Here is a 22,160-nt window from a genome sequence, read left to right as displayed (position 1 = left end):
CTTTCTTTATTTTTTCAATCACTTTCTTGTTGACTTATCAACATTTAAAACTACTGTATTTCAATTATTTACAAAATACAAACAGAGAATTGTTGATTACTATCTGAATTTAATTTTTTAAAAAAACTATCTTTGCCCTATGGCACAAAAGGAAACATTATCATCGCTCATTCACGGCAATTTCGCCAAAGAACTCTCTATTTCAGACGGTAAAATGCCGCCGAACGCAGTAGAATTCGAGAAATTGGTAATCGGTACTTTCCTGATCGACAAGAAAGGGCTCGATTATTCCATCGATCTTCTTACGGCCGATGTATTCTACGATCCTCGCCATCAGGAAATATTCAAAGCCATCCTCAAACTTTACGAAGGAAACCATCCTGTAGATTTGATGACCGTTATTCAGGAACTCAAAAAAACCGAAAGATTGAATTTGGCAGGTGGTGATCATTATATCATTGATTTAACGATGGGCGTTTCATCCAGCGCTCACATTGAATATCACGTTCGGGTAATCCTTGAAAAATTCATTTTAAGAAGTTTAATTAATGTTTCCGCAAACGTAATCGACAGTTCTTACAAAGAATCTACCGATGTTTTTGAACTTCTCGACAAAGCAGAACAATCCTTCTTTGAAATCACCAACGGAACCATCAAAAAAGGTTTCGACACCGCAAATACTTTGGTAAAACAAGCTATTGAAACCATTAAATCTTTAAAAGACAAAGAAGGAATCTCCGGAGTTCCTTCCGGTTTCAGAGACATTGATAAAGAAACCGGAGGTTGGCAAAATTCCGATTTGATCATCATCGCGGCACGTCCTGCGATGGGAAAAACCGCTTTTTTGCTATCAATGGCACGAAATATTGCCGTAGAACACAAAGTACCTTTAGCTTTATTTTCTCTGGAGATGGCTTCTGTACAGTTGATTACAAGGATGATTGCATCCGAAACCGGCATTTCATCAGAAAAATTAAGAAAAGGACAAATGAGCGATGAAGAGTGGCAAAGACTCTTCTCCAATGTTTCCGAACTGGAAAACGCACCTTTATATATCGACGAAACACCATCACTTTCTGTATTTGATTTTCGGGCGAAATGCCGAAGATTGGTGATGCAACACGGCGTGAAAATCATCATGGTGGATTACCTTCAACTAATGACCGCAAACAGCGGAAAAGGTGGCGCAGGAAATCGTGAGCAGGAAATTGCAACCATTTCCCGTTCCTTAAAAGCGATTGCTAAAGAACTCAACGTACCTGTAATTGCACTTTCACAGCTTTCGCGTAGTGTGGAAACACGCCCCGGAAAACGTCCACAGCTTTCCGACCTTCGGGAATCTGGAGCGATTGAGCAGGATGCCGATATCGTTTCCTTTATTTTCCGTCCGGAATATTATAAAATTACGACTTGGGACAACGATGAAGATGGAGCTGAAACTTCCACAGAAAATCAGGCCGAACTCATCATCGCAAAACACAGAAATGGTGCTACCGCGGATGTGAGAATGTCTTTCTTTAAAAATATTGCAAAATTTGCTGACCTTGATTTATTCGGAAACAGCTATGGATACCAACCTTCCAATTTCGGACAACAAGATCAACCTAGCGGTTTCGAAAAAATAAAAGCAACCATCGATCCAGGCGCAGCATTTGATCTTCCAAATAACCAAAATCTTTCAGGTTCGGCGATGAATGATGATGACGATGACGATGATTTTAAATTTTAAGACCAAACGAATTCAACATTCAATAAAAACATCAATGTAAGCGGGCTATTGCCCGTTTTTTAATAGAATTGACCAATTGTTTTTAAACATTAATTTTTACTAAATTGAGGATAGAAATCTTTACTGATGGTGCTTGCAGCGGGAATCCCGGAAAAGGAGGTTACGGAATTGTGATGAAAGTTCCCGAAAAAAACTACGAAAAAAGATATTCAAAAGGTTTTCGACATACCACCAATAATCGAATGGAACTTTTGGCGGTGATTACGGCTTTGGAAAAACTTAAATCCACTGAAAACGACATCCATATTTATACCGACAGCAAATATGTTTCCGATGCCATCAACCAGAAATGGATCTATGGATGGATCAGAAAAGGATTCAAAAATGTAAAAAACCCTGATCTTTGGAAACGGATCATCCCATTATTAAACGCCCACAAAACTACTTTCCACTGGGTGAAAGGCCACGCCGGGCATCCTGAAAACGAAATCTGCGACCAACTTGCCGTGAAAGCAGCGCAATCTTCTGACCTTGAAATCGACGAATATTTCGAAAATCCAAATGGTGACGGATTGTTTGATGTCAATCCCTGAATAGACTCGTCTTGTTTGATACAATTGTTCTCATAAACATATTTACAACATACATCTTCCATCTATGTAGTTTAATATCTCATGTCTGGCATCTAGCATCTAAAAAATATCAAGACTATCTCTCCCCCAGTCAAAGCCTAGGCAAAGCCCAGTCCTAGCCCACCATAAAGGCACTAACCTCCTATCGGCAAAAACGGTCGTTTTCGGCAAAAACAGACGTAATCGGCACCATCCCACCCTTTCTTTGTTCGTATTAAAACTTCCAACATCGCGCTTCCATCTTCCGACTTTTTTCTATCTTTGAAATATGAATTACATTGAGTCTCTTCAAAAACGATATTCTGTAAAAAAATTCAATAAGGAGAAAAAAATTCCTCAGGAAATTTTACGGAACATTCTAAAAGCCGGTCAACTTTCTGCCAGTTCATTGGGACTTCAGCCTTACAAGATTTTTATAGTTGAATCCGAAGAGATTAAAGAAAAACTGATTGCTGCATTCAGAAATCCGTCGCAAATTTCCACTTGTTCACATCTAATTGTTTTGGTTTCTAAAAAAAACATTGAAGAAAAATACGTGGACGGATATTTCCGACACATCACCGAACTGCGCAATGTTCCGCTCGAAAGCCTTGATCTTTTTCGTAAAAGCATCGATTTTTACATCAATTCACTTTCCCAAGAAGAACAACAACATTGGAATCAAAAACAAGCTTATATCGTCTTGGGACAACTGATGTTCGCCGCTGCATTAGAAGAAGTTGATAGTTGCCCGATGGAAGGCTTTGACGAGGATTTAATGAATGAAATCTTAGGACTCGATTCAACCGCAGATTCCGCAACAGTGACGTTGGCTTTAGGTTATAGAGCAGAAGATGACCATTTTCAGCACCTGAAAAAAGTGCGCAAACCTGACGATAAATTGTTTAAATTCTTATAAACACCATGATAAAAGCAGATGTACTCGTGATCGGTTCCGGAATTTCTGGGCTTTCCTATGCGATAAAAATATCAGAAAAAATGCCCGATGCCCAAATCATCATCGTCACCAAAGCCGATGAAGATGAAAGCAATACCAAATACGCACAAGGTGGCCTTGCTGTGGTGACGGATTTTGACAAAGACAACTTCCAGAAACACATCGACGATACCATGAGAGCCGGAGACGGCGAAAACAACCGCGAAATCGTGGAGATGGTGATTAAAGAAGGTCCCGCAAGATTCCAAGAACTGGTAGATTGGGGAACGCATTTTGACACTGAAAAGGACGGCGATTTCAAATTAGGACGCGAAGGCGGCCACACCGAAAATAGAATTGTTCATCACAAAGACATTACTGGTGCCGAAATAGAGCGCGCATTGCTGGAAACCATTCGAAAATCGAACAATATCGAAATGCTCGCCCACCATTATGTAATCGATTTGATTACCCAACACCATGTTCCGGGCAAAGAACTCAATACCGATGATATTTCGTGCTACGGCGCCTATATTCTGGATGAGAAATCAAAAAAAATCAAAAAAATCACTGCGAAAATTACTTTGGTAGCCACCGGTGGAGCAGGCCACGTTTACAAAAACACAACCAATCCTGTTATTGCCACTGGCGACGGAATTGCCTTTGTACACCGTGCCCGCGGAAAAGTATCGAACATGCAGTATTATCAGTTTCACCCAACAGCATTGTTTTCTAAAAGAGATGGAATGTTGTTTTTGATTTCAGAAGCAGTTCGTGGTGATGGCGCAAAACTTCGATTGAAAAATGGTGAAAAATTCATGCACAAATATGATGAACGGGAAGAATTAGCTTCCCGCGACATTGTAGCCAGAGCTATTGACAATGAAATGAAAATCAGCGGAGATGACTACATGGGTCTCGACTGTAGAGAAATGGATCATGAAAAATTCAAAGAGCATTTCCCAAACATTTACCAAAAATGCCTAGACGAGGGCATCGATCCCTTTAAACAATTGATTCCTGTAGTTCCGGCTTGTCATTACCTCATGGGCGGCATAGAAACCGACCGACATGGACAGAGTTCAATAAAAAATCTCTTCGCTGTGGGCGAATGCACCAATTCCGGCCTGCACGGAGCTAACAGATTAGCTTCCAACTCTTTACTGGAAGGATTGGTTTTCGGACATAATGCTGCCATGAAAACAATAGAACTTCTCGAAATTAATGATTTTAATTTCGAGGATTTAAAATCCGTACCGGAATGGAATGAAGAAGGCATGAAAATGATGGACGAAATGGTGATGGTTTCGTATCTGAGACGACAATTGCAGGAAATGATGAGTGACCTTGTGGCCATCGTTCGTAGCAATGCCCGTCTTGAACTGGCGCAAAAAAAACAGCGCGAAATCTACGAAGCCGTGACTGAACTTTACAACTACAGCATTATGTCGCCGCAACTTTCCGAACTCCGTAATTTAGTGAACATCAGCTATTTAATCATCAAACATTCGCTTCAAATGAAAGAAAACAAAGGAAGTTTTTATAATAAGGATTTGGCAAAAAAATCATTAATAATTTCTGAAAACTAATATGAAAAGACCACCCTACACCACCGATAAAGCACTAAAACAATTCATAAAATCCGCTCTGGAAGAGGACATCCAGGACGGCGACCACTCTACCCTATCGACGATTCCGGCAGATTTGGAACAGCAAGCTAAACTTTTGGTGAAGCAAGATTGCATCCTCGCGGGAGTTGAATTGGCTGAAATTATCTTCAAAACTTTCGATAAAAACATGAAGGTGGAAGTCTTCATCAAAGACGGTGAAGCAGCAAAAGTGGGCGATATTGCATTCATTGTCAGTGGAAAAGCCCGATCGATTCTACAAACGGAAAGATTGGTTTTGAACTGTATGCAAAGAATGTCCGGTATCGCAACTTTAACTCACGACTGGGATTCCCGACTTTTGGGAACTAAAACAAAACTACTCGACACCAGAAAAACAACACCCAATTTTAGAATTTGTGAAAAATGGGCAGTAGCAATTGGTGGCGGTACCAACCACAGATATGGGCTTTACGACATGATCATGCTGAAAGACAATCATATAGATTACAACGGAAGCATCACAAAGGCCGTGAAAATGGCAAAAGATTATGTGAAAACAAACAAATTGAAGCTGAAAATCGAGGTGGAAACGCGCAATCTTGACGAAGTTAAAGAAGCCCTTAAAGCCAAAGCAGACCGCATTATGCTGGACAATATGGATGTACCGACGATGAAGAAAGCCGTGGAAATTATTAACGGACAATGCGAAAGCGAAGCATCGGGCGGCATCACTCGCGATATGCTAAAAGATGTGGCATCAACTGGCGTTACCTTTATTTCGGCAGGCGCACTTACCCATTCAGCAGAAAACATGGATTTAAGTTTGAAAGCAGTGAAATAGAAATGTTATTTTATGCATCCACTAATGTTTTTTTGGCTTTTTTTTATAATTTAACAGAACACAAAGCAGACAGCTTAATAAAAAATGCCCATTTAAGCCATTAAATACCAATGCGATACACCATAAAAAGGCAATATTTCAAAAATTAACAATTTGTTAATCAATGTTAAATTTATTTATCATATTTTTGCGCCATCAAAGAAAATTTATAAACCAATCTATAATCAAAAAAATGAATTTCAAACCTTTGAAAAAATCGATGCTTACGGTAGTTCTTACACTATCTACAGCAAGTGTTTATTATGCACAATCTGTGAATGACACTGTGGGCAGAGAGAAAAACATTGAGCAGGTTGTTCTAACAGGTGTTGCTGACATCGCGAAAGACAGAAAAACTCCAGTGGCAGTTTCTACAATTAAAGAAGCACAAATCGTTGAAAGACTAGGAAATCAGGAATTCCCTGAAATCCTAAATACGACACCTTCTGTGTACGCTACTAAAGGTGGCGGTGGTTTTGGTGATTCCAGAATTAACGTAAGAGGTTTTGATCAGAGAAACACTGCGGTAATGATCAATGGGGTTCCTGTAAACGACATGGAAAATGGTGCTGTTTATTGGTCTAACTGGGCGGGGCTTTCTGATGTAACTTCTGCAATGCAAGTACAAAGAGGTCTTGGATCTTCAAAATTAGCAATTGCATCTGTTGGTGGAACAATTAACGTTTTGACAAGAGCTGCAGACAAGAAAAGACAAGGAAACGTAACTGTTGGTGTAGGAAACGATGGCTATCACAAGGCTTTATTTTCTTACAACACAGGGAAATCAGACAAAGGATGGTCTTCATCTTTCTTAATGAGTAGAACTGCAGGATCAATGTATGCTGACGGAACTGAATTCGAAGGCTACAACTACTACTTCGCACTTGGATTCAAACCAAACGCTACTCACGATTTACAATTTACCATTACTGGTGCACCACAATGGCACAACCAAAGATCTTTTCAATCTAAAATCTCCGATCATATTAAATATGGGGGTACTGAAGACGAACCAAACAGAAAATATAACCAAAACTGGGGATATTTAAATGGTGAAGAATATTCTATGACAAGAAATTATTACCATAAACCAGTAATGTCTTTGAACTGGGATTGGAATATTAATGACGCTACTAAATTAAACTCAGTTGTTTACGCTTCTTTCGGTAGAGGTGGTGGTACTGGTGATGCTGGAGGTATTGACAACAAATCTTACACCGCACTTCCTAGAACTGCAGACGGATTAATTCGTTTTGATGACATCGTAAAATGGAACCAAGGAGGCGCTGTTGCTGACTTTGGTGCAGTTGATGCTAATCCATTCGAAGCAGATGGTAATAGAAGAAATGGACTTATCAGAAGATCTTCAATCAATTCTCACAACTGGTATGGTATTATCTCTAGCTTAAATCATAAATTCAGCGAAAATATTAATGCTACTGTTGGTGTTGATGCTAGAAGATACGATGGTATGCACTACAGAATCGTAAGCGATTTACTAGGAAATAGAGGTTATACAGATAATTCTAACGTCAACAATAAACCAAATCGCATTACCAATACATTCGGTGCATCTGCAAGCTGGAATCCTTTCGGAGGTAAAACCAACGATATTAAAGATCAAATGGCTTACAGCAACGATGGAATTGTAAACTGGATCGGTGGTTTCGGGCAGGTAGAATATACCAACGATGCATTATCGGCATTTGTTCAAGGATCAGTTTCCAACCAAGGCTTCCAGAGAATCGACTATATGTTGTTTACTCCAGCTGAGCAGGAAAGCGAAAAAGTTGATTTAGTTGGATTCAACGTTAAAGGTGGTGCAAACTACAATATTAACGAAAACCATAACGTATTTGTAAACGCTGGATACTATGAAAGACAACCTTTCTTCGGAGCTGTTTTCTTAAACAACAGAAATGATGTAAACCCTGATTTAACTAATGAGAAAATTACTTCATTCGAAGTAGGTTATGGTTTTAGATCTGCAATATTCAACGCGAACTTAAACTTGTACTCAACATCTTGGGATGATATCTACAGAAGAGTTACTTCTAGAGTAAATAATATTTCTTATGTTGCTAACATGTTGGGAATCCAAGAGGTACACAGAGGAATTGAATTAGATTTCAATGTAAAACCAGCACAATTTGTTACTGTTAACGGTATGCTTTCAATCGGAGACTGGTTCTACAAAGGAAACCCTACAGCAACATTTATTGACGATAATACTAATGCAGTTGTAGGTACTCAAACCCTATATCTTGACGGTGTGAAAGTAGGTGATGCAGCACAATTTACTGCAGCATTAGGAGCAGACTTCAAAGTTACCGACTGGTTTAATTTTGATGCTCAATACAGACATGCAAGTAACTTGTATTCTGCTTTTGAACCACAAAACAGGACTACAAACGACGGCGCACAAGCTATTAAATTACCTGATTATGGTCTATTTGATCTTGGAGCAAGTTTTATGTGGAAAAAATCTCTTAAATTAAGAGTGAATGTAAACAACTTATTAGATAAAACTTACATCGCTGAATCGAGAACCAACATTGCAGCAGATGCTAATAGTGCTAATAACTGGAATGGTGTTAACAAAAACAACGAAGTTTATTTCGGTTTCGGAAGAACTTGGAATGCTTCTGTTAGTTATACTTTCTAAGAAATTAAATCTTATAATACTCTAAATCCCGGCTATCAGTCGGGATTTTTTATATCTTTGTAACCAACTAAAAATTATCATTATGGATTTCAACATTATGCTTCAGGCACACCGTGGCTTTGCTTATTTAATCTTATTGGCAACTGCCGTGTTCGTAGTAGCTTTACTTCTCACAATGTTCGGATATTCCGGGAAAATTTCTAAACTTCTTAGAAAATCTACCCTTTTCACCATGATCTTCTTTCACACCCAGGCTTTAATCGGTTTGGTAATGTTGTTCTTCTTCTCTCCTGGGTTTAAAGCAGCCAAAGAAGCAGGAACATTAATGAAAGATGCCGTTTCCAGAAATACTTATGTAGAACATCCAACCGCGATGATCATTGCAGCAGTATTGCTGACCATTCTAAACAAAAAATTCAAAACCAACGATACTTTGAAAATGAGCTGGGTAATTCTTGGCTTTGTGGCCATTGCTTTGATGCTTTGGGCTTTTCAATGGACTCGTCTTTTTGGAGCCTAAATTTCACCTTTAATTTTTTATCAAAATAATGAAAATAGCTGTCGTAGGCGCCACAGGTATGGTGGGCCAAGTGATGTTGAAAGTATTGGAAGAAAGATACTTCCCCGTAACAGAACTGATTCCGGTTGCTTCGGAAAAATCAGTCGGTAAAAAAATCAGTTTTAAAGGAAAGGAATATTCCATCGTTTCCATGCAAACTGCCATTGATATGAAACCGGAAATTGCGCTTTTTTCAGCAGGTGGCACTACTTCTTTAGAGTTTGCACCCAAATTTGCAGAAGCAGGAACTACGGTAATCGACAATTCTTCAGCTTGGAGAATGATGCCCGACAAAAGATTGGTAGTTCCGGAAATCAATGCAGATATCCTTACTAAAGAAGATAAAATTATTGCCAATCCAAACTGCTCAACCATTCAGTTGGTGATGGTTTTACATCCTTTAAATAAAAAATACAACTTGAAAAGAGTTGTGGTTTCCACTTATCAATCGGTAACAGGAACCGGAAAAAAAGCCGTAGATCAGCTCAACGCAGAAATCAACGGAAACCAAGGCTCAGAAATGGCTTATCCTTACGAAATCTTCAAAAATGCACTTCCTCATTGCGACGTTTTCGCGGATGACGATTACACCAAAGAAGAATTGAAACTAATGACTGAACCTAAAAAGATCATGGGTGATGACAGTTTCAACCTTACTGCAACTGCAGTTCGGGTACCGGTTCAAGGTGGTCATTCTGAAAGTGTAAATATCGAATTTGAAAATGATTTCGATTTGGATGAAATCCGTAAAATACTCTCTGAAACTCCAGGAGTTGTGGTGATGGATGATGTGAAAAACAAGATCTATCCGATGCCGCTTTATTCCGAAGGAAAAGACGAAGTTTTTGTCGGAAGAATACGCCGTGATCCTTCACAAACCAAAACACTTAATTTGTGGATTGTCGCCGATAACCTCCGAAAAGGAGCAGCTACCAACGCTGTGCAAATCGCAGAATACCTCTTACAAAATAAACTCATTTAAGATAAATGCTCAGATTTCTGAGCATTTTTTATTTATTAGACGCATCAAACAATCATAATTAATTTAATCGAACAACATGTCGGAAAATCCGAACTCACCAAAAAGTAATTTCACGTTTCAAAAAACCGTTGCCATAATCGGGATCGTCCTTTTCATCGGCAAATTAGTCGCTTGGCATCTCACCAATTCAGATGCCGTATTTTCAGATGCGATGGAAAGCATTGTGAATATTGTTGCAGGTTTTATGGGGCTTTATTCGCTTTATCTTGCTGCAAAACCTAAAGATGAGGACCATCCTTATGGTCACGGAAAGGTTGAATTTGTAACTTCCGGAGTTGAGGGTGCGCTAATTATTTTTGCCGGAGTCATCATCATTGTACAGGCTGTTGATTCGCTTTTACATGGAAATATTCCCAAAAAATTGGATTGGGGAATGCTTATCGTCGCTTTAACTGCGGGAATAAACTATTTGATGGGGTATATCTCCGTAAAGAAAGGAATTCAGCAGAATTCTTTAGTTTTACAGAGTTCTGGGAAACATTTGCAAAGCGATACCATCACCACTTTGGGTGTTGTGATGAGTTTGCTTTTGGTCTATTTCACTAAAATTTTTTGGATTGATGCAGCTGTAGCGCTTGTTTTTGGTGGATACATCATCTTCGTAGGTTACAAAATCATCCGAAAAGCTTTAAGTGGAATCATGGATGAAGCCGATCTTGGAATGCTTACCAGACTTTCTGAAATTCTTACTAAAAACCGAAAAACAGAATGGATCGACATTCACAATACCAGAATTCAACAACACGGAAGCGGTCTCCACATCGATGCGCACCTTACTTTACCGTGGTATTACGAACTTAGAAAAGCACATGAGGAAATGGAGGAAGTGTATAAAACCATCGCAGCGAATTCCGACAGATTCATTGAATTTAATTTCCATTTAGATGACTGTAAACCTTTCTCTTGTAAGATTTGTCAACTTTCCGAATGTCCGGTAAGACAGTACGATTTTATAGGAAAAATAAATTGGAATGCAGAAAACATTTCGCAAGAGCAAAAGCATGACGAAAGCCTTCTATCCTAAGATTTACTCAATGCTTGTTTTCGATAATAAAACATCGGAATGATGAGCAATAAAATCAATGGCTGAATTACAAATCTTCGCATATAAAACGAGAAAAGATACCCGATTTCAAATTTCGTACTGATAGCATACAGATAAAGCGGAAAAGTAATGACGAAAACAATCAGCATCAAAACCATCGCCTGAACCGTCCATTGCTTATTTTTAAAAATAAAATGCACGACAACTGCCGACAAAATCAAATTGAGCAAAAACCGGAACAAATAGTTTAAAATCAATGGAATCAAATCGAAATCAGGGAAAGTTGCATCCTTGTTGGCGAGGTGAAAATAATCCAGAAAAGGATCATAAAACAAACGATCTTCCATCATTCGGACTCCGATTAATCCGAAGATTCCTAAGATAACGATGATCCAATTAAGAATTTTCATTACCTGTATCCTTTAATGCAAAAAATTTAATCCAAATCAACCAAAGCAACACGACGCTACCATAAATAATGGCGGGAAATAAGTAATCATGTCCGATTTTCGAATATTGTGGCATTTCCCTTAAAAGAATATTAAGCCCGGCAATTCTCAGCACATTCATCAAGTGAAGAAAAAGTAGTCCTAATCCCGCAAAGACAAAGGTTTTCGTTCCTTTATAAAACGCAAATATAAAAGCCAAGAAAAGGATCATCACCGAAATCGCATTACAACCTTCAACCATTCTAGAAACATATTTTCCGGCAACATAAAACCACGCAGTTTCCTTCCCAGGCGTTCCATGAACAATTTGCGACGGATATCCCAAAATATTCTGCACAAAACCCGTCTGTTCTGCAACCCAAACCGAAACCGGATCCAAACCCGAATGATGGAACTTATTAAGGTAAAACTGATATCCCAAAACCATCACCACATAAATGATAATGAAGCGCAAAAGGATTTTCAGAACCGGTTTGAAGTCGTTGAACATATAGCAAATATATAATTTTAAAAAATCAATTTTCATTATATTTGTAAAAGTATGAGCATGGAAAACGCAAAACTTTTTTTCGAAGATTATATTGGCGGAAAATCAGCAGATTTTTATTCTTTAGCCCAAAGTGGTTCGGCAAGACAAAACTTTGTCGGCGAAAATTCCAATCGAAAATTCATCATCACTTACAACGAAAATCTCCCTGAAAATGAGAGTTTTTATTATTTCTCTAAGGTTTTTTCTGAATTAAAACTGAATACTCCTCAAATTTTCAGCATTTCTGGAGATCGAAAATTGTATATTCAGGAATTCTTGGGTGAAAATACAATATCAGAAATCATCGAAAAAGAAGGACTTTCTGATCGTGTGAAAGCTTTGGTAAAACAAACTTTGACGAAACTTTTCGTGTTGCAAACCAAAACCGAAAACCAAATTGATTATTCAAAAACTTTTGAATACGAAAATTACGATGAACTGCCGATTACCAACGATTTGTTTTATTTCAAAAGCTTCATCGCAGATGTTTTAGAAATTCCTTATCACAAATCTTCTTTGCTGAAAGAATTCAGAAAACTAACCGAAATATTGGAAAATTCCACTCCAAAAGGTTTGATGATTCGCGATTTTCAAGCGAGAAATATCATGGTTAACAGCGATGACGAAGTATATTTCATCGATTACCAATCAGCGATGAAGGGACCTTTGATGTACGATGTTATTTCATTTTTATTCCAAGCAAAAGCCAATTTTCCAGAAGAATTTAAAGATGAAATGTTGGCGTTTTATTTCTCTCTTTGGGAAAACCAAGAAACCCAATCTCAACTAAAAAAATCGGTAAAACCGATTCAATTGATCAGATTTATGCAGGTTTTAGGCGCTTATGGTTTTCGAGGATTAATACAGCGGAAACCTCATTTTCTGAAAAGCTTGGATCAGGGAATTGAAAATCTCTACTATTTTTCAAATCATTGGGAAGAAATGGAAAATTTCCCAGAGTTGAAAAAACTAATTACAGAACTGAAATCTGAAACAGTTCAGAATAAAATTGAAACTTTAATGAACCATTAAGAAATTAATTTTAAAAGAATAATTCCTTAAAGTCTTAAAAATAAAAAATAATAAATGAGTCTTACCATAGAAATCCATAGTTTTTCTTACAAAAAAGGCGGAATCCCAAAAGATAATACCGGCAACGGTGGCGGTTTTGCTTTCGATTGTCGAGGAATTTTGAACCCCGGAAGAATCGAAGAATATAAACAACAAACCGGCTGCGACATCGGCGTACAGGATTATCTAGAAACTCAAACCCAAATGCCCCAATTTTTGGAATTGGTGAAAAGCCTTGTTTCCATTAATATTGACGACTATCTAGCTCGTGGTTTTGAGAATCTTCAAATCAATTTCGGTTGCACCGGCGGACAACACCGATCAGTATATTCGGCTGAGAAAATCGCGGAGTTTATCCGAGAAAAATATCCTCAAACGACCGTAACGATCAATCACGACGAACAACCTCAACTCAATCATCACTAAAATGAAGGCACTCATTTTCGCTGCCGGAAAAGGTACAAGGCTGAAACCATTTACAGATCATCACCCGAAAGCATTGGCGACAGTAAACGACGTTCCTTTGCTCGAAAGAAACATCCGGTTTTTACAAAGTTTCGGTATCAATGATTTTGTAATCAATATTCACCATTTTGGAGATCAAATTGTTGATTTCTTGAAAAAAAACGACAATTTCGGAGCGAAAATTGAAATTTCTGATGAACGAGGTGAGTTGCTAGAAACCGGAGGCGGCCTAGTATTTGCAAGAAGGTTTCTTGATTTTCAGGAAGATTTCTTAATCATGAATGCAGATATTTTAACGGATTTGAATGTTGTGGAATTCGTAAAATACCATCAGGAAAAGAAAGATTTTGCTACATTAGCGGTTTCAGATCGAAAAAGCTCCAGAAAACTATTGTTCAATCCGGAAATGATTCTCCGCGGTTGGCTGAATGTAGAAACGGGAGAACAACGTTTGGCAGAATTCAACAAAGGTTTTAAACCACTCGCTTTCAGTGGAATACACTGCATAAATCCTGAAATATTTAATAAAATAAAAAGAACGGGAAAGTTTTCGATTATGGAAGAATATTTGGATTTGATGCATTCAGAACAAATCCATGGCTATGAACATCAGGGAATTTTAATCGATGTCGGAAGACCAGAATCGGTTTTGGAAGCCGAAAAAATTTTTAAATAAATCGCATGAGCAAAATACAAAGAGGCAAAGGAACCACCAGAGCTAACGCAGGAAATGAACAGGAAATCGATCAGAAAATAAAACGATCTTTCACAGAAAAAACCTGGGACGAAACAATCACCAAAGACAGTTGGATGGTTTTCAAAATCATGGCTGAATTTGTGGATGGTTACGAAAAACTGGCAAAAATAGGACCTTGTGTTTCAATTTTCGGTTCAGCGAGGCTTGCTCCAGAAAACGAATATTACCAAATGGCGGTAGATATCGCCGAAAAAATAACCGAAATTGGTTTCGGTGTGATTACCGGTGGTGGACCGGGAATCATGGAAGCTGGGAATAAAGGAGCTAGAAACGGCGGCGGAAAATCAATTGGTCTCAATATAGAACTTCCTTTTGAACAGCATTTCAATCCATATATCGATAAAGGATTCAGCATGGATTTTGATTATTTCTTTGTCCGAAAAGTGATGTTTGTGAAATATTCTCAAGGATTCATCGTAATGCCAGGCGGATTTGGAACACTAGATGAACTGACGGAAGCAATAACCTTAATCCAAACCAATAAAATCGGCAAATTCCCTATCGTTTTGGTAGGCTCTAAGTTTTGGGGCGGTTTGTTGGAATGGTTCCAGAATACGCTTTTAGAAAACGGATTGATTTCTGAGCAAGACCTAAGTCTTTACCGAGTAGTAGACACTGCCGAAGATGCGGTAGCACACATTAAAGCGTTCTATGATAAATATACTGTGAACGTAAACTTCTAATTGGCATTATATTTGAAACATTAATTTTACACGATAAATAATGAAAAAGTTTTTACATATTACAGTAATTTTTGTTTTGATGATGCTGATGAGTTTCTCTGCAGCAGACTTTTATTCATCAATGACAAAAGTAGATTATGTGGAAGGAAGCAAGACCTTGAAGTTTACAACAAAAATGAATACTCAGCATATATCAGACGCTATTAAAATCAATCCAAATACAGCTAGTTTTGAGGCGGAAGTTAAAAAGTATGTGAACAATAATTTCGATTTGTATATCAATGGAAGTCCTAAAACACTTACTTTCACGGGGAGCCAGGTCAACGGAGAGTCTGTCTGGGTTTATTTTGAAACCGGCGGAGTATCCGAAATTAATTCAATGAAAATTAAAAACACCATTTTGCTCAGTACTTTTCCGAAACAGTTTAATTTAGTAAACATCGCATACAAAGGAAATCAAAAAACAATGAATTTCCAGCGAGGAAGAGAGGTAAATGAAGTAAATTTTTAAAAGAAATAAGATCAACTGAAAAGACTGCAAGAAATTGCGGTCTTTTTTATGCTTTTTATCGCAGTTATTCCATTATCATTTGTTGCTTTAAAGCTTTTATATAAGAAAAAAACGGCATAATTAGTCAGCTTATAAATCCCTTTCATGTGGCTATAATACTTTAATCAATCGTAGAATTCATGTCTTGTCAATACTAGAAAAATCCGGATGATATTCCTTAGAATTAAGAGGTTTTACTACACTTGTTTTTGACATTCATTCATTAAAAAAGCAGCCTCGAATTGAGACTGCTTTATATTTTAGGTGATGAGATTAAAAACTTAAGGCTTCGCTTTAATTTTAATGTTATCGACTTCCCAAGTGTTTGCTGCTGATGTAGTAGAAACATATTTGAATGCGATTCTCACTTTTTTACCGGCAAAACCATTAAGGCTTACATTTCCTGAATTCACGAATCCAAAAGCACCAGAATTGGTATCCCAGATTGCAGAAAGTTCAGTCCATGTCGTTGTAGCTGGATTTCCTGTGTAGTTATCAGTTACGAATGCTTTCAATGCTGTTCCGTTGTATCTTACATCTGTGTCAAAAGTAAGATTGATTTGTGAATAACCGTTCATGTCGATTTCTTTTGACACTAACCAATCTTCATTTGCATTATTGGTACTGTTAGCATAGCCGTTCATTACTGCATAATAGTTGGTTCCTGTACCCTGGTTGGAGGTTGTCCAAGCTTGTGCACCGGTCACACTTACTGCAGTCCAGTTGGTGGTATCTAAAGAAGTTCCAAATTCTTCGGAGAACAAAATCTTCGGAGCTACTGCTCCATCACATCTTTCGTTATCGAAATCTGCATTTGCTTGAGAAGGAATCCAAAGCTGATAAGTTCCGTTGAAATAGCTCAATACCGCATAAATATCACCTTGTCCGGCATCTATTGTATTGTTTGCAAAGGTGGCAAAATTGCTGGTTCTAAGGATCACTTGGTTACCTGAACAGTCTTTCAAAGTTCTGTTAGTAGTTGTTCCGGCTGCATAAGGCTCACCAAGATCACTTTCTACAAATTGTACATTTTTGATTTTAATCCATCTTCCAACATCTTCGAAGGAAAGCTGAGGAATGGTTTTTTCAGTTGCTGTAACACTCGTAACACTTTCCTTAGAATCGAAGAAATATTTATAAACATTTACTTCTTCAACCTGACCAATATTTCCGTTGAATGGTACTCCTAATTGGAATTCTCCACCCGATTTGCCGATATATAGATCTTTTAATTTAATGATTATGTTTTTACCAACTTTGAATCTTGAATCCTGATAAAGGTTTAATTTATTGATATTTACACGGATTCCTCCGGTTGCATCTTCAACATAAACATATTTGTAAAGGTTACCCGTTTCATCGTTTGCCATTACTTTAGCTTTAAGGTAAGCATCCTGAGTAATTTGGGTAAAGTTTCCGCTGATGTACATTTGCTTCACTTCAGCTACTGTTTTTTGAGCAGCACTTGCAGGATCAAATCCACAAGGATCAGCAGTTAAACCATCTTTTCTTGGGAAATGAGTCATATCAGCCAAATCACTCACCTTGTTGATGTACATTTGATAAGTCGAATTGTACTTAGTGAAAATTCCAATGAATTTACCTTTCCCTGCTGGTAAAGTTTGGTTTGCGAATGAAGCAAAACCACTGTTTCTTACCACTCTAGTGGTAGCCGACATGGTAGGGTCGTTGATTTGTCGATCAACCGTATAACCATCCGGAGCGAAAGTAGAGCAAAGCACTTTTTGGTCAAATTCAGCATCATTTACTTGAACAAGAGCTCCTAAGAGTTTATTATTAGCAGTCATTTGTGTTAATGTCATTACTTTCGGAACAATCTCTTTTCTTATCGTACAAGATCTGAAAATATGAAGCGGAACTGCTTTTTCAGGGATTCTTGAAACCGCATCAGTCCCTGTTGCAATTGCTTTCTCATCTTCAATTCCTAATTGTACCAATCCACCGTAAGTTCCCAATGCAAGCCCTTTCAATTCAATATAAATTTTGGAACCTTGAGGATATTTGGTATAAGTACTTACTGCATCTACACTGATGGTAAACCCTTCAGTAGGGTTTGTCGGATCATCCTGAATATAGATGGTTTTATAGATATTCCCGCTTTCATCTGTGGAAGAAACATACCCTTCCATCACTGCGGTAGAGTTATCTGGAAAAACATATCTTTTATTAGTATGCAAAGCTTTTACCTCAGTAATGGTCATCGTCGCCGTAAGATCCTTACATTGGTAATTATCTAAATTCGGATCATCATATTTATCATCGTGTACGCAACCTGTAACCAGAAGCGAAGCGAAGGCGATGAATAAAATTTTGAAATATGAATTGTATTTTTTCATTTGGATATTATTAATAATTAGAATCTTAAATAAACGTTAGCAAAGTAAGTAGTTCCTCTGTCGTACCATAATTTTGGTCCAAACCATGGCTTGTCTCTTTGTGCATCTGCGAACGCTTCCGGGAAGTTTACAGCTCTTCCCTGCTCGAATCCACCGGTTACATAATTTCTATTGTTTAAAATATTATTTACACTTAGGCTGATTCCCATTCTGTATTTGCCCATTAAGAAAGATTTTCCAGCATTGGCATTTAACATGAACTGATCGTCAAACTTCTTTTGTGCTGTAATTTGAGCAATAGCTTCCGGAGTGGCACCTGCATAATTATCGCCTGTAGCAGGGTCGGTGTACATTACTTCTGTTTTATTCAATGCAGAGAAATCTAAATATTGGTCTTGCAGATAGTTTGCGGTAGCGCCGATCCACCAGAATTTTGTTGAATTATATCTCAACCCAAATGAGTAGGCTTTTTGTGGAGTTCCTGCAATTTTATAATCTTTCAATTTTGCGGTTCCCCAATCTCTTACACCGTAATCATCATCAAATGTTTTTACATTAGGATTGTTGGAGATTCTGTAATCACCATAACTTCCTACTGCGGTTGCACTAAGAGTTGGGGTGATTTTTATTTCTGCTCCTAATTCTAACCCTTTGTAAGTTTTGTTGATTCCTGATAAAACTTCTGCAATTAATGCATTTCCGCCATCTCCTGAACCACTGGTGATATCCGCATAATATCTTGAAATTTCAGTAGCATTATTAATGGTGGTATAGTAACCACTTAATCTTAATTTAAGAACTTGACCTCTGATAACGTAGCTTAAATCATTCGAATTAATTATTTGGTTTTCTACATTCGGAGTAATCATGTTAGTTACACGCGGACTTATGAAAATTTCATTCAAAGTAGGTGCTAAGCTGAAGAATGCGCCATTGTAAACGATAAAGTTTTTACCGTTAATTTTATACAACACTCTTCCTTTAATTCCTGCATCTAAAGCGTTGAATACCTCGCTTTTCCCTTTGCTGTCTGCAAAATTATGGTGTCTGAATTTACCATCTCTCTGAGATTCCGCATAAGAAGTAAATACAGAAGCAGTTACATTCCATTTAGCAAAATCGATTTCAGTGGATGCGTTGAATGAATATTGATTTCTCAATAAATCGTAAGAATACTGGGTTCTATCCCCTACACCAACTTGGGTAGTAGAATTATCTAAATCATAAGGCTGATCGCTTCCGAAAGCATTCAAATTATTGGCATAAGATGCTCCTAAAAGATCTTTAACCTCTCTGAAATTATCTGATTTCAAGTTTTGATAGCCGAAGTTCAAGTTCAATTTCCAGTTCTCTTGGAGTTTAGTATCAAAGTGGGAAACGAAGTTGATGGTTTTATCCTTATTCACATCATCTACAATAGTATAAACAGCACCGTGATCGGTTCCGTCCATATTGTATCGGTTATTATAGTTGGCTTGGTACAAACTTTCCCAGTCAATTTGAGATTGTGCCTTGAATTCGTCTTCAGTTAAAATACCATATCCTGGCAATTTTCTGTAGTAAGTTGGGTTTGGATCAGCAGCATGGAACCAATCTAATCTGCTTCTTCCGTCTCTACCAAATTGGTAAGAAAGAGTGTTGTTCCAGTTACTTGTTTTTCCGAGTTTCAAATAATCAGTAATCATGAACATTGGTTCAAATACTTTTCTGATTCTGGAATTTCTTTTCTCGCCATCTTGCCATCCCCAATAAGAGTTGTAATCTTTACCCATTAAATCATAAGTTTCTTGGGTATTCGGAGAGTTACTTGCACGGTAAGTTGGCGATCCAAAAGCGGTAAAATTAATCGCATGTCGGCTGCTGAATTGTTTTTCAATTGCACCGAAGTAAGCGTAAGAATCTTGATAAGTTCCATCAATCACTCCTTCATCTGCCCATCTTCTACTTCCTGAGAATGTAAATGCCCAACCGTTTTTGGATAAACCTGAAGAGTAAGTTGCCATTGCTCTATGGAAATAACTTCTATTAGTATAAGAATAAGCCAAAGAAGTCTGTTTTCTGTAGCTGGATGCTCTTGTATTATAATAAACTACTCCTCCTAAATTTCCGAATGCATATTCAGATGGTGTAATATTATCTACTGATTCAAAAGGATATCTGGTAACATCATTTAGTCCACCCCAATTGCTGAAATCTACCTTTCCATCATCGTTTTTTGACATCGATACTCCATTGAATAAAACTTCTTCATAACGATTCTCAACACCTCTTGGTCTGAACCAATAAGCTCCAAGTTCGAAGGCGCTCACATTCTGAAAAGTATCTCTACCAGCACTCAAAAGGCCCACTGTAGGTTGCATAGAAGATCCTCCTTCATCAGAATCACTTGAAGAATCATCAATTACCATTACGCCTGCACCCATAGAAGTAGACGGAACTAAACTAACGACCCCTAAATCTTTTCTCTTTTCACTTGATGTTACATCAAATTCGATAATTTTCTGATCAAAACTTTGTTTTGAAACAGTAATCAAATAATGACCCGGCTTCAAATCGACAAACTGAAAATAACCAATTTTATCAGCTTTCACGCTTTCAGTAGATTGTCCAAGATCAATCTCTGCACTCTCTACTGGTTTTCCTTGTTGATCTTTAACATACGCATACACTGTAGTTTGTGCGAAGTAAAAAGATGCAGGCAACAAAGTAAACAATGAGATTAAGGATAATTTTTTTATCATAACAAATTATTTATTTCTCCCTATTGATAACAGTTTTTAAAAGGGACAACAAATTTAAACTTAATTTTTGTTAAGTTAAACATTTTTAACACTTTATTCGCAACAATTCCAGTTAATAATTCCTAATATACTTATATTAATAATAGGTTACTGTTATATAGCCGTTCTTTTCATTCGTCTTACTTTTAAGCTTTTTGATTAGAAATTATTAGTAATTTTACGCTCTTAAAATTTTCAAATGAAAAAACATTTTATCTTATTCGCTGTTTTGAGTTTTGGGTTGTTTTTTGCCCAACAAAGACAGGTACAGAGAGCTACAGTAGCATTCCTAAACGTAGAAAACCTTTGGGATACAATTCCTTCTGCTGATTACATCGATGGAACCAAAGACTTCAAAAACCCTGCTTTTCACAGAAGCGTACCTATTGATTCTTTAAAATATTTGGAAACTACCGAAGAATATAAAGGAGAATGGAGCGATGAATTATTAGTTGGCAAAAAAGTAATCCGTCATCAAATTCTTGCGGATGAATTCACCGCAAACAGCCCAAAAAATTGGGACACTAAAAAATACAATCAAAAGCTGGCTAACGAAGCCAAAGTTATCTCAGAACTTGGCCGTCAATACACCAATGATAACCCTGTAATTGTCGGATTAATTGAAGTTGAAAACCTACAAGTTATTCAAGACCTCATTGCGCAACCTGCATTAGCAAAAAGCAATTACGGAATTGTACACCACAATTCTTACGATGCGAGAGGAATTGATGTTGCCATCATTTACCAAAAAAACAGATTTCAAGTTACCGATCATTACGTAAAAGATATTAAAGTTTATAATGACGAAGGCAAAAGAACCTATACCAGAGGAGTTTTGGTGGTAAAAGGTCTTTTGGATGGTGAAAAAGTAGCGATTTTTATGAATCACTGGCCATCGAGAAGTGGTGGTGAAGCAGCTTCTTTGCCACGACGTGCCGCAGCTGCAAAAATTTTGAAAGATGAAATGGATAAAACAATTGCCGAAGATTCGGATAGAAAATTATTCGCAATGGGTGATTTCAACGATGATCCGGTAAGCCCAAGTTTGCGCAAAATTTTCGGTGCGGTGGGAGAACCTTCTCAACTTTCTGAAAGCAGTCCTTATTATAATTTAATGTACAAACTCTATAAAGCTGGTGTTGCATCTTTAGCATATCGTGATGCTCCAAACCTTTTCGACCAAATTATTGTTTCTAAAAACCTGTATTCAACCGAAAAATTAACTCCAACTTACAGCGTTTACAAAGCAGAAATTTTCGCACCTTCTTACCTTGTTAATAGCGAAGGTCAATGGAAAGGTTATCCTTTAAGATCTTGGGATGGAGACAGATTCACAGGCGGTTATAGCGACCACTTCCCTGCAGTTTCTGTAATTCAAAGAGAATACAAACCAGCAAAATAAGATTTCCAAAAATCAATAAAAAAAACCGGACTTTTATAA

Annotated in this window: 19 protein-coding genes; 15 read left to right on the top strand and 4 right to left on the bottom strand. The window is 37.5% G+C overall.

What is annotated here, in order from left to right:
• Positions 1–139: 139 nt before the first annotated feature.
• The 9 genes from dnaB (at position 140) to NOV28_RS09470 (ending at position 11,057) form a co-directional block, all read left to right on the top strand.
• The gene (gene dnaB / locus NOV28_RS09510; RefSeq protein ID WP_255930204.1) at positions 140–1,729 is read left to right on the top strand and encodes a replicative DNA helicase; all 1,590 of its coding nucleotides are present in this window, start codon (positions 140–142) and stop codon (positions 1,727–1,729) included.
• A gap of 104 nt (positions 1,730–1,833) precedes the next feature.
• Positions 1,834–2,322, top strand: coding sequence for a ribonuclease HI (gene rnhA, locus NOV28_RS09505; protein WP_255930202.1), 489 nt, complete (start codon positions 1,834–1,836; stop codon positions 2,320–2,322).
• 307 nt (positions 2,323–2,629) lie between these two features.
• On the top strand, positions 2,630–3,259 hold the full coding sequence (locus NOV28_RS09500) for an NAD(P)H-dependent oxidoreductase (RefSeq protein WP_255930200.1): 630 nt from the start codon (positions 2,630–2,632) through the stop codon (positions 3,257–3,259).
• A gap of 5 nt (positions 3,260–3,264) precedes the next feature.
• Complete coding sequence (gene nadB / locus NOV28_RS09495) at positions 3,265–4,866, top strand: L-aspartate oxidase (protein ID WP_255930198.1); 1,602 nt, start codon at positions 3,265–3,267, stop codon at positions 4,864–4,866.
• 1 nt (position 4,867) lies between these two features.
• Positions 4,868–5,728, top strand: a complete 861-nt coding sequence (nadC, locus tag NOV28_RS09490; RefSeq protein ID WP_255930196.1) for a carboxylating nicotinate-nucleotide diphosphorylase — start codon at positions 4,868–4,870, stop codon at positions 5,726–5,728.
• 232 nt (positions 5,729–5,960) lie between these two features.
• On the top strand, positions 5,961–8,432 hold the full coding sequence (locus tag NOV28_RS09485; protein ID WP_255930194.1) for a TonB-dependent receptor: 2,472 nt from the start codon (positions 5,961–5,963) through the stop codon (positions 8,430–8,432).
• A gap of 82 nt (positions 8,433–8,514) precedes the next feature.
• On the top strand, positions 8,515–8,952 hold the full coding sequence (locus NOV28_RS09480; RefSeq protein ID WP_255930192.1) for a hypothetical protein: 438 nt from the start codon (positions 8,515–8,517) through the stop codon (positions 8,950–8,952).
• Positions 8,953–8,980: 28 nt separating this feature from the next.
• Entirely contained in the window at positions 8,981–9,973 is a 993-nt protein-coding gene (locus tag NOV28_RS09475; protein WP_255930190.1) for an aspartate-semialdehyde dehydrogenase, read from the top strand.
• Between the two features lie 76 nt (positions 9,974–10,049).
• Positions 10,050–11,057 (top strand): cation diffusion facilitator family transporter, encoded by a 1,008-nt coding sequence (locus tag NOV28_RS09470; RefSeq protein ID WP_255930178.1) that lies wholly within the window; start codon positions 10,050–10,052, stop codon positions 11,055–11,057.
• Here the strand turns inward: NOV28_RS09470 and NOV28_RS09465 are convergent.
• Both NOV28_RS09465 and xrtF read right to left on the bottom strand, forming a co-directional pair.
• Positions 11,054–11,488, bottom strand: coding sequence for an exosortase F system-associated membrane protein (locus NOV28_RS09465; RefSeq protein ID WP_255930176.1), 435 nt, complete (start codon positions 11,486–11,488; stop codon positions 11,054–11,056). The two genes, NOV28_RS09470 and NOV28_RS09465, sit on opposite strands and share 4 nt — an antisense overlap.
• Positions 11,475–12,017, bottom strand: coding sequence for an exosortase family protein XrtF (xrtF, locus tag NOV28_RS09460; RefSeq protein ID WP_255930174.1), 543 nt, complete (start codon positions 12,015–12,017; stop codon positions 11,475–11,477). Before xrtF ends, NOV28_RS09465 begins: the two co-directional genes overlap by 14 nt.
• Before the next feature lie 51 nt (positions 12,018–12,068).
• On the opposite strand from xrtF, the gene NOV28_RS09455 reads away from it, so the two are divergent.
• The 5 genes from NOV28_RS09455 to NOV28_RS09435 are packed head-to-tail and all read left to right on the top strand — an operon-like array spanning position 12,069 to position 15,543.
• The gene (locus NOV28_RS09455) at positions 12,069–13,088 is read left to right on the top strand and encodes an aminoglycoside phosphotransferase family protein (protein WP_255930172.1); all 1,020 of its coding nucleotides are present in this window, start codon (positions 12,069–12,071) and stop codon (positions 13,086–13,088) included.
• Positions 13,089–13,142: 54 nt separating this feature from the next.
• Positions 13,143–13,553 carry a RapZ C-terminal domain-containing protein gene (locus NOV28_RS09450; protein WP_255930170.1) on the top strand — a complete coding sequence of 137 codons (411 nt, stop codon included), beginning with the start codon at positions 13,143–13,145 and terminating at the stop codon, positions 13,551–13,553.
• A gap of 1 nt (position 13,554) precedes the next feature.
• Positions 13,555–14,268, top strand: coding sequence for a nucleotidyltransferase family protein (locus tag NOV28_RS09445; protein WP_255930168.1), 714 nt, complete (start codon positions 13,555–13,557; stop codon positions 14,266–14,268).
• A gap of 5 nt (positions 14,269–14,273) precedes the next feature.
• A complete protein-coding gene (locus tag NOV28_RS09440) occupies positions 14,274–15,032 on the top strand; it encodes an LOG family protein (protein ID WP_255930166.1) in 759 nt (252 codons plus the stop codon).
• A 40-nt stretch (positions 15,033–15,072) separates the two neighbouring features.
• Positions 15,073–15,543 carry a DUF6702 family protein gene (locus NOV28_RS09435; RefSeq protein ID WP_255930164.1) on the top strand — a complete coding sequence of 157 codons (471 nt, stop codon included), beginning with the start codon at positions 15,073–15,075 and terminating at the stop codon, positions 15,541–15,543.
• 320 nt (positions 15,544–15,863) lie between these two features.
• On the opposite strand, the gene NOV28_RS09430 is transcribed toward NOV28_RS09435, so the two are convergent.
• A complete protein-coding gene (locus NOV28_RS09430; protein ID WP_255930162.1) occupies positions 15,864–17,939 on the bottom strand; it encodes a DUF5689 domain-containing protein in 2,076 nt (691 codons plus the stop codon).
• Between the two features lie 17 nt (positions 17,940–17,956).
• Positions 17,957–20,680: a TonB-dependent receptor gene (locus NOV28_RS09425; protein WP_255930160.1), complete on the bottom strand. Its 2,724-nt coding sequence runs from the start codon at positions 20,678–20,680 to the stop codon at positions 17,957–17,959.
• Positions 20,681–20,918: 238 nt separating this feature from the next.
• On the opposite strand from NOV28_RS09425, the gene NOV28_RS09420 reads away from it, so the two are divergent.
• The gene (locus NOV28_RS09420) at positions 20,919–22,121 is read left to right on the top strand and encodes an endonuclease/exonuclease/phosphatase family protein (RefSeq protein ID WP_255930158.1); all 1,203 of its coding nucleotides are present in this window, start codon (positions 20,919–20,921) and stop codon (positions 22,119–22,121) included.
• The last annotated feature ends 39 nt before the right edge of the window (positions 22,122–22,160 follow it).

It is taken from the genome of Kaistella montana, assembly GCF_024436175.1.
Classification (GTDB): domain Bacteria; phylum Bacteroidota; class Bacteroidia; order Flavobacteriales; family Weeksellaceae; genus Kaistella; species Kaistella montana.
Note: the sequence above shows the minus strand (reverse complement) of the source record. Positions and strands in the feature narration are given on the sequence as shown.

Excerpts from the sequence above, each read along its gene's own strand:
- NOV28_RS09445 (WP_255930168.1), top strand. The coding sequence starts at position 13,555 with ATGAAGGCACTCATTTTCGCTGCCGGAAAAGGTACAAGGCTGAAACCA.
- xrtF (WP_255930174.1), bottom strand. The coding sequence starts at position 12,017 with ATGTTCAACGACTTCAAACCGGTTCTGAAAATCCTTTTGCGCTTCATT.
- NOV28_RS09500 (WP_255930200.1), top strand. The coding sequence starts at position 2,630 with ATGAATTACATTGAGTCTCTTCAAAAACGATATTCTGTAAAAAAATTC.
- dnaB (WP_255930204.1), top strand. The coding sequence starts at position 140 with ATGGCACAAAAGGAAACATTATCATCGCTCATTCACGGCAATTTCGCC.
- NOV28_RS09455 (WP_255930172.1), top strand. The coding sequence starts at position 12,069 with ATGAGCATGGAAAACGCAAAACTTTTTTTCGAAGATTATATTGGCGGA.
- NOV28_RS09485 (WP_255930194.1), top strand. The coding sequence starts at position 5,961 with ATGAATTTCAAACCTTTGAAAAAATCGATGCTTACGGTAGTTCTTACA.
- NOV28_RS09420 (WP_255930158.1), top strand. The coding sequence starts at position 20,919 with ATGAAAAAACATTTTATCTTATTCGCTGTTTTGAGTTTTGGGTTGTTT.
- NOV28_RS09430 (WP_255930162.1), bottom strand. The coding sequence starts at position 17,939 with ATGAAAAAATACAATTCATATTTCAAAATTTTATTCATCGCCTTCGCT.
- NOV28_RS09470 (WP_255930178.1), top strand. The coding sequence starts at position 10,050 with ATGTCGGAAAATCCGAACTCACCAAAAAGTAATTTCACGTTTCAAAAA.
- NOV28_RS09480 (WP_255930192.1), top strand. The coding sequence starts at position 8,515 with ATGGATTTCAACATTATGCTTCAGGCACACCGTGGCTTTGCTTATTTA.
- NOV28_RS09450 (WP_255930170.1), top strand. The coding sequence starts at position 13,143 with ATGAGTCTTACCATAGAAATCCATAGTTTTTCTTACAAAAAAGGCGGA.
- NOV28_RS09425 (WP_255930160.1), bottom strand. The coding sequence starts at position 20,680 with ATGATAAAAAAATTATCCTTAATCTCATTGTTTACTTTGTTGCCTGCA.
- nadB (WP_255930198.1), top strand. The coding sequence starts at position 3,265 with ATGATAAAAGCAGATGTACTCGTGATCGGTTCCGGAATTTCTGGGCTT.
- NOV28_RS09435 (WP_255930164.1), top strand. The coding sequence starts at position 15,073 with ATGAAAAAGTTTTTACATATTACAGTAATTTTTGTTTTGATGATGCTG.
- NOV28_RS09465 (WP_255930176.1), bottom strand. The coding sequence starts at position 11,488 with ATGAAAATTCTTAATTGGATCATCGTTATCTTAGGAATCTTCGGATTA.
- NOV28_RS09440 (WP_255930166.1), top strand. The coding sequence starts at position 14,274 with ATGAGCAAAATACAAAGAGGCAAAGGAACCACCAGAGCTAACGCAGGA.
- nadC (WP_255930196.1), top strand. The coding sequence starts at position 4,868 with ATGAAAAGACCACCCTACACCACCGATAAAGCACTAAAACAATTCATA.
- NOV28_RS09475 (WP_255930190.1), top strand. The coding sequence starts at position 8,981 with ATGAAAATAGCTGTCGTAGGCGCCACAGGTATGGTGGGCCAAGTGATG.